This window comes from Pseudonocardia humida, from assembly GCF_023898865.1.
GTDB classification, from domain to species: Bacteria; Actinomycetota; Actinomycetes; order Mycobacteriales; family Pseudonocardiaceae; genus Pseudonocardia; species Pseudonocardia humida.
The window spans coordinates 1-13,126 of record NZ_JAGSOV010000049.1 but is presented as its reverse complement, the minus strand read 5'-3'; the positions used below and the strand labels follow the sequence as shown (position 1 = coordinate 13,126).

General features: G+C 75.2%; 17 protein-coding genes. 13 read left to right on the top strand and 4 right to left on the bottom strand.

Features of this window, described 5'->3' with window-relative positions; genetic code table 11:
- The first annotated feature begins 24 nt into the window (after positions 1–24).
- The 5 genes from KDL28_RS23420 (at position 25) to KDL28_RS23400 (ending at position 3,055) form a co-directional block, all read left to right on the top strand.
- Positions 25–951, top strand: a complete 927-nt coding sequence (locus KDL28_RS23420) for a pyridoxamine 5'-phosphate oxidase family protein (RefSeq protein WP_252441634.1) — start codon at positions 25–27, stop codon at positions 949–951.
- Between the two features lie 146 nt (positions 952–1,097).
- Positions 1,098–1,538, top strand: coding sequence for a VOC family protein (locus tag KDL28_RS23415; RefSeq protein ID WP_252441633.1), 441 nt, complete (start codon positions 1,098–1,100; stop codon positions 1,536–1,538).
- Positions 1,539–1,590: 52 nt separating this feature from the next.
- On the top strand, positions 1,591–1,929 hold the full coding sequence (locus tag KDL28_RS23410) for an ArsR/SmtB family transcription factor (protein ID WP_252441632.1): 339 nt from the start codon (positions 1,591–1,593) through the stop codon (positions 1,927–1,929).
- Positions 1,926–2,423 carry an SRPBCC family protein gene (locus KDL28_RS23405; RefSeq protein ID WP_252441631.1) on the top strand — a complete coding sequence of 166 codons (498 nt, stop codon included), beginning with the start codon at positions 1,926–1,928 and terminating at the stop codon, positions 2,421–2,423. Before KDL28_RS23410 ends, KDL28_RS23405 begins: the two co-directional genes overlap by 4 nt.
- Positions 2,420–3,055 (top strand): maleylpyruvate isomerase family mycothiol-dependent enzyme, encoded by a 636-nt coding sequence (locus tag KDL28_RS23400; RefSeq protein ID WP_308216048.1) that lies wholly within the window; start codon positions 2,420–2,422, stop codon positions 3,053–3,055. Before KDL28_RS23405 ends, KDL28_RS23400 begins: the two co-directional genes overlap by 4 nt.
- A 27-nt stretch (positions 3,056–3,082) precedes the next feature.
- On the opposite strand, the gene KDL28_RS23395 is transcribed toward KDL28_RS23400, so the two are convergent.
- Positions 3,083–3,940: a helix-turn-helix domain-containing protein gene (locus KDL28_RS23395; protein ID WP_252441630.1), complete on the bottom strand. Its 858-nt coding sequence runs from the start codon at positions 3,938–3,940 to the stop codon at positions 3,083–3,085.
- A gap of 108 nt (positions 3,941–4,048) precedes the next feature.
- Here KDL28_RS23395 and KDL28_RS23390 point away from each other — a divergent pair, with 108 nt between their 5' ends.
- Positions 4,049–5,071: a zinc-dependent alcohol dehydrogenase family protein gene (locus tag KDL28_RS23390; protein ID WP_252441629.1), complete on the top strand. Its 1,023-nt coding sequence runs from the start codon at positions 4,049–4,051 to the stop codon at positions 5,069–5,071.
- A gap of 5 nt (positions 5,072–5,076) precedes the next feature.
- Positions 5,077–5,517: an OsmC family peroxiredoxin gene (locus tag KDL28_RS23385; RefSeq protein ID WP_252441628.1), complete on the top strand. Its 441-nt coding sequence runs from the start codon at positions 5,077–5,079 to the stop codon at positions 5,515–5,517.
- Positions 5,518–5,532: 15 nt separating this feature from the next.
- Here KDL28_RS23385 and KDL28_RS23380 read toward each other — a convergent pair whose 3' ends face one another.
- On the bottom strand, positions 5,533–6,468 hold the full coding sequence (locus tag KDL28_RS23380) for an AraC-like ligand-binding domain-containing protein (RefSeq protein ID WP_252441627.1): 936 nt from the start codon (positions 6,466–6,468) through the stop codon (positions 5,533–5,535).
- Positions 6,469–6,593: 125 nt separating this feature from the next.
- On the opposite strand from KDL28_RS23380, the gene KDL28_RS23375 reads away from it, so the two are divergent.
- The 3 genes from KDL28_RS23375 (at position 6,594) to KDL28_RS23365 (ending at position 9,534) form a co-directional block, all read left to right on the top strand.
- Entirely contained in the window at positions 6,594–7,619 is a 1,026-nt protein-coding gene (locus tag KDL28_RS23375; RefSeq protein WP_252441626.1) for a carbon-nitrogen hydrolase family protein, read from the top strand.
- Positions 7,616–8,626 carry a phenylacetaldoxime dehydratase family protein gene (locus KDL28_RS23370; RefSeq protein WP_252441625.1) on the top strand — a complete coding sequence of 337 codons (1,011 nt, stop codon included), beginning with the start codon at positions 7,616–7,618 and terminating at the stop codon, positions 8,624–8,626. The genes KDL28_RS23375 and KDL28_RS23370 overlap by 4 nt, the downstream gene beginning before the upstream one ends.
- A 254-nt stretch (positions 8,627–8,880) precedes the next feature.
- A complete protein-coding gene (locus KDL28_RS23365) occupies positions 8,881–9,534 on the top strand; it encodes a TetR/AcrR family transcriptional regulator (protein ID WP_252441624.1) in 654 nt (217 codons plus the stop codon).
- A 9-nt stretch (positions 9,535–9,543) separates the two neighbouring features.
- Here KDL28_RS23365 and KDL28_RS23360 read toward each other — a convergent pair whose 3' ends face one another.
- Positions 9,544–9,999 carry an Lrp/AsnC family transcriptional regulator gene (locus KDL28_RS23360; protein WP_252441623.1) on the bottom strand — a complete coding sequence of 152 codons (456 nt, stop codon included), beginning with the start codon at positions 9,997–9,999 and terminating at the stop codon, positions 9,544–9,546.
- Between the two features lie 62 nt (positions 10,000–10,061).
- Between KDL28_RS23360 and KDL28_RS23355 the strand changes: the two genes are divergently transcribed.
- Positions 10,062–10,736, top strand: a complete 675-nt coding sequence (locus KDL28_RS23355) for an AzlC family ABC transporter permease (protein ID WP_252441622.1) — start codon at positions 10,062–10,064, stop codon at positions 10,734–10,736.
- The gene (locus KDL28_RS23350; protein WP_252441621.1) at positions 10,729–11,058 is read left to right on the top strand and encodes a branched-chain amino acid transporter permease; all 330 of its coding nucleotides are present in this window, start codon (positions 10,729–10,731) and stop codon (positions 11,056–11,058) included. The genes KDL28_RS23355 and KDL28_RS23350 overlap by 8 nt, the downstream gene beginning before the upstream one ends.
- Positions 11,059–11,062: 4 nt before the next feature.
- Here the strand turns inward: KDL28_RS23350 and KDL28_RS23345 are convergent, their stop codons facing one another.
- Positions 11,063–11,740 carry a TetR/AcrR family transcriptional regulator gene (locus KDL28_RS23345; RefSeq protein ID WP_252441620.1) on the bottom strand — a complete coding sequence of 226 codons (678 nt, stop codon included), beginning with the start codon at positions 11,738–11,740 and terminating at the stop codon, positions 11,063–11,065.
- A 69-nt stretch (positions 11,741–11,809) separates the two neighbouring features.
- On the opposite strand from KDL28_RS23345, the gene KDL28_RS23340 reads away from it, so the two are divergent.
- A partial coding sequence (locus KDL28_RS23340; protein ID WP_252441619.1) for an MFS transporter occupies positions 11,810–13,126 on the top strand: 1,317 nt, incomplete at its 3' end.

Sequence of the window (13,126 nt, the reverse complement as noted above, 5' to 3'; positions counted from 1 at the left end):
ACCACCGAGCAACGGGAGGCGACCATGAGCACGGCCGGGCAGTACCACGCGGGGGAGCTCGCGGCCCAGGCGTCGGCCGGGCTGGCGGGGCCGGCGCAGGCGAGCCGCCGCGCGATCCGCGGGGAGATCCCCGACCGGGCGGCGGCGTTCCTGGCCGCGCGGCCCATGCTGGTCGTCGGGGCCGCGGACGCCCCGGGTCGGATGTGGGCGACGCTGCTGACCGGCCCGCCGGGCTTCGTCCGGGCCCTCGACGACCGCACCGTCGAGGTCGCGGCCCGCCCCGCGCCGGGTGATCCGCTGGCCGTCGCGCTGGCCCGCCCGGCGCGGGTGGGCACGCTCGCGATCGAGCCGGCGACCCGGCGGCGGATGCGGCTCAACGGCCGCGCCGAGCCGACCGGGTCCGGACTGCGGATCGCCGTCGACCAGGTCTACGGCAACTGCCCGAAGTACATCGCGCGACGGGCACCGCTGCCTCGGCCCGCCGCGGGACCGGGCGCCACCGACCCCGGGGTCGAGGTCGCGACCGAGCTGTCGGTCGAGGACCGGCGGCTGGTCGCCGACGCGGACACGTTCTTCGTCGCCACCCGCTCCGCGGACGGCGACGCCGACGCCTCGCACCGCGGCGGAGCGCCCGGCTTCCTCCGCGTGCTCGGCCCGAGCCGGCTGCGCTGGCCCGACTACTCCGGCAACGCGATGCTGATGACCCTGGGCAACCTGGGCCAGGTCGCCGCCGCCGGGCTCCTCGTCCCGGACTGGGGCACCGGCACCGCGCTGCACCTCACCGGCACCGCGACCGTCGAGTGGGATCCGGAGGCGGCGGCCGCCGAGTTCCCCGGCGCGCAGCGGGTCGTCGAGTTCCGGCTCGCCGAGGTCGTCCGGGCGCACGGCGTGCTGCCCACGGCCTGGACGGTGGCCGAGCCGTCGCGCTTCACCCCGCCGGCGGCTCGCTGACCGCACCACCGGGTAGGTGGGGTGCCGATCAGACGTCGATCATGGATCTGGAGCCGTGAGCCGCACCAGCGCGGCGGATGTCGAGAACGTCCGGGCGGCTCCGTCCCCGGGTCGACACGACCAGTACGACACGGAGGAGACCCGGTATGGCGATCCAGCGGATGGACAACACCCTCATCGTCGTCGAGGACCTCGACGCGGTCATCGCGTTCTTCGTCGAGATCGGCATGGAGCTGGAGGGCAAGGGGTCGGCCGAGGGCCGGTGGGTGGAGCGGGTCATCGGTATCGACGGCGTCCGGCAGGACGTCGCGATGCTGCGCACCCCGGACGGCCACGGCCGGGTCGAGCTGGCGAGGTTCCACGCGCCTGCGGCGATCAGGTCGGAGCCGGTGGACGCGCCGGCCAACACCCTGGGCATCCGGCGGATCATGTTCGCCGTCGACGACGTCGAGGACGTCGTCGCCCGCCTGCGCGCGCACGGGGCCGAGCTCGTCGGCGAGGTGGCGCAGTACGAGGACCTCTACCGGCTCTGCTACGTCCGCGGTCCCGAGGGGATCGTGGTCGGGCTGGCCGAGAAGCTCGGCTGAGCTCCCCGGAGGTCCTTGCTGCGGGAACTCGGTGCGGCTACGCTTACCGTTCGTGGTCGCTTACCGAGACGGGGGGTTGGGGTTGCTGGGCGACCCGACCCGGCGGGCGATCTTCGAGCTGCTCGCCCGGCGGCCGTGCTCGGTGCAGCAGCTCGCCGACCAGCTCCCGATCAGCCGTCCCGCGGTGTCGCAGCACCTGCGGGTGCTCCGCGACGGCGGCCTGGTGGTGAGCCGGGCGGAGGGCACGCGGCGGATCTACCAGCTCGACCCGGAGGGCGTGACCGCGCTGCGGGCGTGGCTCGACGGCGTGTGGGGCGATGCGCTCGCCGGTTTCCACAAGGCCGCCGAAGCGGCGGCCGAGCGGCCCGATCCCGAACAGGAGACCCCATGAGCACCACGGCCCCGATCCCGCCGATCACCGGCACGGTGACCATCGGCGTACCCGTCGAGAAGGCGTTCGACGTGTTCACCGGCTCGATCGACACCTGGTGGCCGCACGCGTACCACATCGGGCAGGCGGAGGTCGCCGAAGTGGTCCTGGAGCCGGGCGTGGGTGGGCGCTGGTACGAGCGCGGGGTGGACGGCAGCGAGTGCGACTGGGGTCGGGTGCTGGTCTGGGAGCCGCCGCACCGGGTGGTCTTCACCTGGCAGATCAGCGGGTCGTGGCGGTTCGACCCCGACCCCGAGCACGCCAGTGAGATCGAGGCCCGGTTCACCGCCGACGGCGCCGAGCAGACGACGGTGGCGGTCGAGCACCGGTACTTCGAGCGCCTGGTCGGTGGCCAGGCGATCAACGACGCGATCAACGGCGGTGGCGGGTGGGCGCTGCTGCTGGCCGGGTTCGCCGAGGCGCTCGCGGGCCCGGCGGGGGAGGGTCGGTCGTGACGACGACGGTGGACGCGATGGACCTGGCCCGGGCCGAGCGCGCGGACCTCGTGGAGCTGCTCGCGACGCTGACCCCCGACCAGTGGGAGGCGCCGACGCTGTGCTCGCGGTGGCGGGTGCGGGACGTGGTCGCGCACGTGTTCAGCTTCGAGGAGCTCGGCACCGCCGCGCTGGTCGGCCGGTTCCTGCGGGGTGGGGTGGTCCCCGGGCGGGTCAACCAGATCGGGGTCGACGCCCACGCCGACCGCACCCCGGACGAGCTGCTGGCGCTGGCGCGCGCCCACCTGGACCCGCGGGGGCTCACCGCGGGGTTCGGCGGGCGGATCGCGCTGACCGACGGCACGATCCACCACCAGGACATCCGCCGGCCGCTCGGGCTGCCCCGCGAGATCCCCGCCGACCGGCTGCTGTGCGTGCTGGACTTCGCCCGTGCCGCGCCGACCATCCGCGCGAAGAAGCGCATCCGTGGACTGACGCTGGCCGCCACCGATCTGGGGTGGAGCACGGGGTCGGGGCCGGTCGTGGAGGGTCCGGCCGAGTCGTTGCTGATGGCGTTGGCCGGGCGGCGCGGTGTGGTCGGGGAGCTGTCGGGTCCGGGGCAGCCGACACTGGCCGAGCGCATCGGGGGATGAGGCCCGGGCCGCCACCCGCTCGCCCGGTCAGCGCTCGGCGGCCAGCGCGTGCAGGCGGGCGCTGCTCTGCGGGTCGGCCGGCAGGAACGTCTCGATGGCCAGGTCGGCGGCGGTGACGTCGAGCGGGGCGCCGAGGGTGGCGATGAGGGTGAACAGCCGCACCGGGCCCAGGCGGGTGGTGAGCTCGAAGGTGGCCATCACCCCGTCGCCGGTCCAGCCGGGTCCATCGCCCCGGCTCTCGGCCGCGACGAGGTGCTGTTCGGCTTCGGTGACCAGGTCGAGCAGGGCGTCGTCGGTCTCCTCGTGGGCCCGGCGGCGCAGGCGCTCGAGCAGGGGCCGGCTGCAGACCGGGGTGGCGGTGGAGATCCGGGGCAGGCCGTCGGGGTGGGTGAACAGCCGGAGCAGGTTGGCCGGCGGGCCGAGCAGCCGGGGATCCACGCCGTCGAAGAGCACGTCGGCGGCGGTGTTGGCCGCGACGAGTTCCCAGTGCGCGTTCACGATGAGCGCCGGGTGCGGCTCGTGCGCGGTGAGCAGGGCGGTGAGGGCGTGCCGCAGGGGCTGCATGGCGCGGTCGTGGAAGGGGCGGTCGCGGTGCGGCGGGGCGTACCCGGCGGCGAGCAGCAGCCGGTTGCGCTCGCGCAGCGGGATGGACAGCGCGTCGGCGAGGTGCACGAGCAGCTGCCGGCTCGGGTGCGACCGACCGGTCTCGACGAAGCTCAGGTGCTTGGTCGACACCGAGGCCGTGAGGGCGAGGTCGAGCTGGCTCATCCGGCGCCGGTGCCGCCAGAACCGCAGCAGCTCGCCCGCGGACCCGGGCCGGGAACCGCTCGTCGTCGCTGCGGTCGTCACTGCCGTCGCCGGATCGGCGGTGCGGGGGTCGGCCACGGCCCCAGCGTGCCCGCTGGTGGTCGACGTGGCCATTACCCGCGAGGTGCAGCCGACCGCACCCGACGGGTAATGGAACCGCGCCGCGGACGGCCGGAGGGTGTGCTCATGCAGAGCTACCGGTTGAGCAGTTCCGGCGCGGGCCTGGCGGGCCTGCGCTCGACCCGTGAGGAGGTGCCCTCGCCGGGTCCGGGCGAGGTGCTGGTCGCGGTGCGGGCCGCGGCGCTGAACCACCGCGACCAGCTGGTCCTGGACGGGGACTACGTGCTCCCGGTGCGCGCGGACGGCATCCCGCTCGCCGAGGGCGTCGGGGTGGTCGCCGAGGTCGGTCCCGGTGCCGGGTCCGGGCCCGCGGTGGGCAGCCGGGTCGTTCCCGCGGTCTTCCCGCGCTGGCGCGACGGCCCGTTCGCGCTGGACGTCGCCGACCAGCTGGGCGGGTCGTTGGACGGGATGCTCGCCGAGTACCGGGTGCTGCCGGGCGACGCACTGGTGGAGGTGCCCGGGTTCCTCACCGATGCCGAGGCCGCCTCGCTGGCGTGCGCCGGGGTGACCGCGTGGAACGCGCTGACCGGGGGGCGCGGGGTGCGGGCGGGGGAGACGGTGCTGACCCTGGGCACCGGAGGGGTGTCGCTGTGGGCGGTGCAGCTGGCCGCGGCGATGGGCGCGAAGGTGGTCGCGACGACCGGCGACGACGCGAAGGCCGAGCTGCTGACCCGGCTCGGCGCGGCGGTGGTGGTCAACTACCGCACCGCGCCGGACTGGCCGGCCGCGGTCCGCGAGGCGACCGGGGGACGCGGCGCCGACCACGTCGTCGAGGTCGCCGGCACGCTGGCGGCCTCGGTGGCGGCCACGGCGTTCGGCGGCCAGGTCGACGTGGTCGGCTTCATGGGGACCCCCGCACCGGTCGACCCGTCCGCGCTGTTCACCGGGGGCGTCACGCTGCGCCCGGTCGCGCTGGGCAGCCGCTCCCACCTCGTCGGGCTCGTGCGCGCGGTGGCGACGCACCGGCTGCGCCCGGTCGTGGACCGCGTCTTCCCCTTCGACCGGGCGCCGGAGGCCTTCGCGCACCACCGCGCGGGCGGGGCCGTCGGGAAGGTCGTCGTCTCCGTGGCCACGACCGGGGGGCGGTGACCGGGATGGCGCCACGTCTGGGCAGCGCCGAGTGGTCGGGGACGCTGCAGGAGGGGGCCGGTCGTGTCCGCGTCGGCCCCGGGCGGTGGGAGGCGGACTACAGCTTCCGGTCGCGCTTCGCCGAGCGGGGAACCGGCGGCACCAACCCCGAGGAGCTGCTCGCCGCCGCCCACAGCGGGTGCTTCGCCATGGCCCTGACCCACGTCCTGACCGAAGCCGGACGCCCCCCGCGCTCGGTGAGCACCCGGGCGCGGGTGCACCTGCGGGCCGTCGACGGCACGCCGACCATCACCCTCGTCGAGCTCGACGCCGGTGCGGACGTCGACGGGCTCGACGAGGACGCCTTCCGGCGCCACGCCGAGTCGGCGAAGGCGGGCTGCGCGCTCACCCGGGCCCTGGCCGGGGTCGCCGAGATCCGGCTCACCGCGTCGCTCCGCGGCCGGTGAGCCGCGAGTTGTCCGCTACGCGCCTGACCGGACCTCCCGGGGCGTGCGGCCGTAGCGGGCCCGGAACGCCCGGCTGAAGTGCGAGGCGTCCACGAAGCCCCACCCGAACGCCAGGTCGCCGATGGTGCGGTGGCGCAGCGCGGGGTCGCAGAGGTCGGCGCGGACGGCCTCGAGGCGGCGGGCCCAGATCCACTCGGCGATCGTGCACGGCTCGCCGGCGAACGCCCGGTGCAGCGTGCTCACCGAGGTGTGGAGCTGCGCGGCGATCGCGGCGACGGTCAGCCCCGGGTCGCGCAGCCGGGCCCGCGCGCAGGCCTTGACCTGTTCGCGCCGCGCCTGGGCCGACGGCTCGGGCGCGGCGCCGGTGAGCGAGCTGAGCCCCGCGACGACGATGTGCTCGACGCCCTGGGCCACCGCCGCGGCCGCGGCCGGCTCCAGCACGGCGACGTCCGCGGCCAGCGTCCGGATCATCTCGATCATCAGGTGGCCGGCGCCGCGGGATCCGCGGACGCCGCGCGCGGTCAGCTCGGGCGCCTCGCGCAGCTGGGAGCGCAGGGTGGGGCCGGGCAGCATCAGCACGTACTGCTGGAAGCCGTCGGTGAAGTCGAGCTCGTAGGGCCGCGTGGAGTCGTAGAGCGCGAAGTCGCCGGGGTGCAGCAGCGCGGTGCGCTCGTCCTGGGTGATCCGGCCGGTCCCGCGGGTCTGGATCGACACCAGGAAGTAGTCCTCGGCGGCCCGGGCGATCAGCGACGGGGTCCGGGTGACGCGCTGCGCCGTCGACGTCACCCGCGACAGCTCCAGGGTGGCGAGCGTGTCGACGCGGATGTCGCCCACGACGTCGCCCGCGGGGGCGGTGCAGGACAGCTGGACGTAGGCGTCGGAGACGGCCTCGTTCCAGTGGGCCAACCGGTCGCCGGGGTCGACCGCGTCGGTGGTGAGCAGCCGCCCCATGGGCAGACGGTAGGGACGGGCGCCTGACCGGGCAAGACCTCACCGGTGGCGGTGACGCGCAGAGTCAACAAGCCCGACACTCAGGGACCAGCGCCGGGCCCTCCGCGCCCGCACCCTCGACTCCCATGAGCATCGAGCACCCACGGTTCCGCGCCGCGGTGGTCCAGGCCGCCCCGGAGTTCCTCGACCTGGACGCCGGGGTCGACAAGGCGATCGCGCTGATCGCCGAGGCCGCCGCGAACGGCGCGGCGCTGGTCGGCTTCCCGGAGACATGGCTCCCGGGCTACCCGTGGTTCATCTGGCTCGACGCCCCGGCGTGGGGGATGCAGTTCTTCGGCCGCTACCACGACAACTCGCTGGTCTACGGCTCGCCGCAGGCCGACCGGCTGGCGGCCGCCGCGCGCGAGCACGGGATCACCGTCGTGCTGGGCATCTCCGAGCGCCAGGCGGGCAGCCTCTACATCGCGCAGTGGATCATCGGCCCGGACGGCGCCACGATCGCCCGGCGCCGCAAGCTCAAGCCGACCCACGTCGAGCGCACGGTCTTCGGCGAGGGCGACGGCTCGGACCTCTCGGTGTACGACACGCCGCTGGGTCGCCTCGGCGGGCTCTGCTGCTGGGAGCACCTGCAGCCGCTGTCGAAGTACGCGATGTACGCCCAGAACGAGCAGGTCCACGTGGGCGCGTGGCCGAGCTTCTCGCTCTACAAGGGCGGCGCCTACGCACTGGGCCCGGAGGTGAACACCGCGGCCAGCCGCGTCTACGCCGTCGAGGGGCAGTGCTTCGTGCTGGCCCCCTGCGCCACGGTCTCGCCGGAGATGGTCGAGCTGCTGTGCACCGACGACACCAAGCGGGCGCTGCTGCAGCCCGGCGGCGGGTACGCCGGCATCTACGCCCCCGACGGGCAGCTGCTCACCGAACCGCTGCCCGAGGACGTCGAGGGCCTGCTCTACGCCGACCTCGACCTCGGCCTCATCTCGCTGGCCAAGGCCGCGGCGGACCCGTCGGGGCACTACTCCCGCCCGGACGTCACGCGGCTGCTGCTCAACAAGACCCCCGGCGACCGGGTGGTCCCGTTCTCCGCCCCCGGCGTGGAGATCGACGGCGACGTCGCGCCCGCCGCGCCCGAGCGGGCCGAGGTGCTCTCGTGACCGTCGAGTCGGCGATCCCGGAGCACCTGCGCACCGGGCGCACCCGCCACCGCCGCATCCCCGACGACTTCGCCCCGCCGTACCCGTCGTTCGTCGCCCGGTCGTCGACGGCCGTGCGCCAGGTCGTGATGGCCTACCTCGGGATCCAGTTCCGCGGGGAGCGGCCCCCGCTCGCGGTGCTCGACGCCGCGTTCGCCGCGGTGGACGGGCCCGGTCACCACGACCGCGCCCGCGTGGACGGGCCCGACGGCACCACCGAGGTCGTGTCGATCGCCTACTGGGACGATCCCGCGGCGTTCGACCGCTGGTTCGCCGCGCACCGCGAGTCCTGGCTCGGCGACGCCGTCCGCGACGGGCACGGCCGCTGGGCGGAGATCATCCGGCCGACCGTGGAGGAGCACGAGACCCTGTTCTCCTCGCCCGACCGGGCCGAGGGGGTCGCGGTCCTCGCCGACGGGATGTCCGGCGAGGTCCAGGAGCACGCCTACTGGGGCGGCATGCGCGACCGGATCCCGCTGTCCCAGACCGATCCGATGGCCCCGTCCGGCGAACCGGTCGTCGAGAGCGGGGGCGGCCGGGTCCGGGTGCGGCCGGGGTCGGGGCTGTGCCTGATCCGCTCCGGCCAGGACTGGACCGCCACCGAGGGCGACGAGCGCGCGATGTACCTCCGCGACGTCGAGCCGGTCCTGCGGGCGGGGATGGACTTCCTGCGCGACGAGGGCCGGGCGATCGGCTGCTACGCCAACCGGTACGCGACGGTGGTCGAGGACGGCGAGCCGGTCGATCGCAGCTTCGGGATGAGCTGGTGGCGCAGCCTCGACGCGCTGGAGCGCTGGGCGGAGTCGCACCCCACGCACGTCGCGATCTTCGGCGCCGCGATGAAGTACCTGATGGCGATGGGTCCGGCGGCCCGGTTGCGGCTCTACCACGAGGTCTCGGTGGCGACCGCCGACGAGCAGTGCTTCGAGTACGTCGACTGCGTCCCGGGCACCGGGCTGATGGGGTGATGGGCCGCTCAGCCGGCGGCGCGGTCGACCAGCTCGCGCAGGGGCCGCGTCCCGTCCTCCTCGGTGCGCAGTGCCTCGGCGACGGCCCGGGTGCCCGGCCCCGCGGGCGGGGTGATGGGGGCGTCGATGCCGGCGTGGGTGGCGCCGACCGCGGTGACGAGGTGGGCGTACGCGTCGTTCGACTTGCATCGTTCGCGAACGCCGAACTCGAAACTACGCAGCGGTTAGGCTCCGGGCGACCGAGGGAGGGGTGGATGACGTCGTCGGACCTGATCTGGATGCGCCCGGAAGGCGCCGGGGTCGGCAGGCCCGCGAGCCGCAGCCGCGCCGAGATCACCGAGGCGGCCGTGCGGGTGGCCGACCGCGACGGCCTGGCCGGGGTCTCGATGCGCCACGTCGCCGCCGAGCTGGGCACCGGCGCGGGGTCGCTCTACCGCTACGTCGACACCCGCGAGGACCTGCTCGACCTCATGGCCGACCACGTCGCCGGCGAGTACCGGCTGGGCCCGCCGACCGGCTCGTGGCTCGACGACCTGGTCGACGTCGGCCTGCAGGCCCGCGAGATCTACCGCCGCCACCCCTGGCTGCCCGAGCTGGTGCTCACCCGGCCGGTGGCCGGCCCGAACGGGCTCGACCTCGCCGAGCACGTCCTCGCCGTGCTCGCCGACCACCCCGCCCCCGACGGCGACAAGGTGGTGGCCCTCGCGCTGCTCAACGCCGTGGTCGCGGCGAACGCGCAGTTCGAGGCCTCCTCGGTCGACGTGCTGCGCGGCGCCCGGTACCTCGCCCACGTCGTCGCCCGGGGCGAGCACCCCCACCTGGCCGCGATCCGGCTCGGCGGCGACGGCGGCGACCCGCTCCCCACGGCGCTGCGCCGGGTCCTGGGCGGTCTGCTGCCCGTCGACTGACCGCGGCGGTCAGTCCGTCGTCTTGATGCGCTTCATCGTCTGGTGCGACACCACCCGCGAGACGGCCGGCAGGCCCAGCAGCTTCATGTGGTGGGCCTCGTAGGCGGCCGGGTCGGCGACGAGCACCCGCAGGAAGTAGTCGGGCGTGCCGAAGCACCGGCGGAACTCGACGACCTCGTCGAACGCCGCGACCGCCGCCTCGAAGTCGAGCAGGGTGTCGCGGTCGGTCATCCGGATCTCCACCGACACCACCACCTCGAACCCCCGCCCGACCGCCTCCGGGTCGAGCACCGCCCGGTAGCCGGTGATGACGCCCTCGTCCTCGAGCCGCTTGACCCGGCGCAGGCACGGCGGCGGGGTGAGGCCGACCCGGCGGGCCAGCTCCACGTTGCTGAGCCGCCCGTCGCGTTCCAGGTGGAACAATATGTCGCGATCGATCCGATCAAGTACCCTTTGATTGCGCATCCTGAGACGGTACGGGAATAACTGGCAACCACATGTCGAGCCGATCGACATAAAGTTTCCCCGTGCAGGAGCTCAGGGCGGCGGCCCGCGATTCGCTGGCCGTGGGGGTGGCCGCGGCGGCGATGGGGGTCGCGTTCGGGGTGCTCGTGGCCCGCTCCGGGCTGCCGTGGTGGTGGGCGACCGTCTTCGCCTCGGTCGTCTTCGCCGGGTCGCTGGAGTTCGTGCTGCTCGGCCTGGTCACGGCGCTCGCGCCACTGGGGCAGGTCGCGGCGGCGGCGTTCGTGGTCAACGCCCGCCACGTCTTCTACGCGCTCTCCTTCCCGCTGCACCGCGTGCCCGGCAGGATCGCCAAGGCCTACAGCACGTTCGCCCTCACCGACGAGGCCTACGCCCTGACCGCGGCGCCCGCCGCGCAGTGCTGGAGCCGGGGCCGCATCCTGTGCCTGCAGGCGCTCGTGCAGGTCTACTGGGTCGGCAGCGTGACGCTCGGCGCCCTGGGCGGCACGCTGGTGCCGGCCGCCGTCGTCGGCCTGGACTTCGCGGTCACCGCGCTGTTCGTCGTGCTGGGGATCGACGCGTTCCGCGCCCGCCGCGACGTCCCCGCCGCGGTGACCGCGGTCGCCTGCGCGCTGCTGGGGCACGTGCTGTTCGGCGGGCAGGCGATGATCGGCGGGATGGGCCTGTTCACCGCCTACCTGCTGGTGCGCTACGCGGCCGGGGGTCGGGCCGGTGCCTGAGCCGGGCTACCTGCTCGCGGCGGTGGCCGTGAGCGCGGCGATCACGTGGGGCCTGCGCGCGCTGCCGTTCGCGCTGCTCGGGCCGCTGCGGCGCAGCCCGCTGGTCGCCCACCTCGGCGCCGGGATGCCGGTGGGGGTCATGGCCGTGCTCGTCGCCCACACCCTGCGCGACGTCCCGCTGGCCGTGCCGCCGCACGGCCTGCCCACGGCGCTGGCCCTGGCGACCACCGTCGGCCTGCACCTGTGGCGGCGCGACATCGTGCTCAGCATCGTCGCCGGCACGGCGGTGCACGTCGTGCTGCTCAGCGCGATCCTGCGCTGACCGGTCAGCCCGGTCGGCCCGGCACCAGGGTGCGGATGCCGCGCAGCACGATGTCCAGGCCGGCCTCGAAGCCGCCGCCGGGCTCGGCCGCGGCGTGCACCCGGCGCTGCACGGGGAACCGGTCGGGGTCGTGCCGGTCGAGGGCGTCGGCGATGGTGTCGTCCGCCTGCCCGGCGGTGGGCCCGGCTTCGGCGAGCACGAAGCCGTTGACGTAGTCGACCAGCAGCCCGGCCGCGTGCACGATCGTCGTCGGGGGCAGGCCGGCCGACTCCAGGGCGGCGTAGAGGGGCTCGTCGACGAGCACGGCGGCTTCGCCCACCGCGGCGGCGTCGGTGACGATCTGCAGCACCAGGTTCGGGTGCGCCCGGGCCAGGCCGCGGTAGGCCCGCGCCCAGCCCAGGACCCGCTCGTCCCAGGTCCCGGCGTCCTCGGGCGGGCGCATCTCGGCGAACACCACCCCCACCAGCCCGGACACGATCGCGTCCTTGCCGGGCAGGTGGTGGTAGATCGACATGGGGTCGGCGCCCAGCTCGCCGGCCAGGCGGCGCATGGTCAGCGCGTCCAGGCCGTGCGCGTCGACCAGGGCCAGCGCGGTGGCCAGGATCGCCTCCCTGGTCAGCCGGGGCCGACCGGCGGGCGGTCGGCCCCGCCGCGGTCGTCGCGGCTCGGGATCGCTCGACATGCCCCGACTCTACAGCGTAGGTTTACCCGTCTGAATCCTACGCTGTAGGGATAACGGGAGGTGGACGTGGTGGCCGGAGTCGTTGCCGGGCGGGCCCGCTGGGCCGTCCTGGCGCTGTGCGCGGCGCAGTTCGTGCTGATCGTCGACGTCGTGATCGTCACGGTGGCGCTGCCGTCGATCCGGCGCGACCTGGTCATCCCCGACGCCCGGCTGTCGCTGGTGGGCGTGGCCTACACGGTCACGTTCGGCAGCCTGCTGATCGTCCTGGGCCGGGTCGGGGACGTGCTGGGACGGCGCGCCGTGCTGCTGGCCGGCATGGTGGTGTTCACGCTGGCCTCGGCGGCCGCCGCGGCGGCCCAGCGCGACTGGCACCTGTTCGCCGCGCGGGCCGCGCAGGGCGTCGGGGCCGCGATGGTCTCGGCCAACGCGCTGGCCTCGATCAACGCCCGGTTCGCCGAGGGGCCGGCCCGCAACCGGGCGCTGGGGCTGTGGGCCGCGGTCGGCTCGGCCGGGGCGGTGGCCGGTCAGCTGATCGGCGGGGCGGTCACCGAGCTGTTCGGTTGGCGGTGGATCTTCTTGATCAACCTGCCGATCGGGCTGCTGGTCGTCGCGGTGCTGGCCCGCACCCTGCCCGAGTCGCGCGCCGAGCGGCGCGGGCGGATCGACGTCGCGGGCTCCGCGCTGCTGGCCGGGGGGACGGCGCTGCTCGTCGGGGCGCTCGCCGCCGCGGCGGACGGCACCGGCGTCGGACCGGTCGTCGGGCTGCTGGTCGGCGCGGCGGCGGTGCTGTCGGTGTTCGCGCTGGTCGAGCGCGGGCGCGCGGAACCGGTGCTGCGGCTGGGGCTGCTGCGCCTGCCCGGGGTCCGCACCGCCAACGCCACGCTCTTCCTCAACGCGGGTGCGCTGGGCGCCGCGCTGTTCTTCACGACGCTCTACCTGCAGGTCGTGCTGGGGTACTCGGCGCTCGCGGTGAGCGCGGTGTTCGCCCCGGTGACGGTGGCCATCCTGGTGCTCTCACCGCGGGCCGCCGCGCTGACCGGCCGCTTCGGCGTGCGCACCCTGCTGGCCGGCGGGCTCACCCTGCTCGCGGCAGGCGCCCTGCTGCTGGCTCGGGTGCCGGTCGAGGGCGGGCTGGTCGACGTCCTGCCCTCGCTCGCGCTCTTCGCGCTCGGCAGCAGCATGTCCTACGCGCCGACGTTCGTCGCGGCGTCCAGCGGCGTGCCGGACACCGAGCAGGGCGCCGCCGCCGGACTGATCAACTCGACCCAGGAGCTGGGCAGCGCGGTGTGCCTGGCGCTGCTGGCGTGGGGGGGGGGGGGGGGCCCCCCCCGCCCCCCGGGCGCGGCGCAGAACCCCCCCCCACCCCCCGCGGTGGCCCCCGCGCCC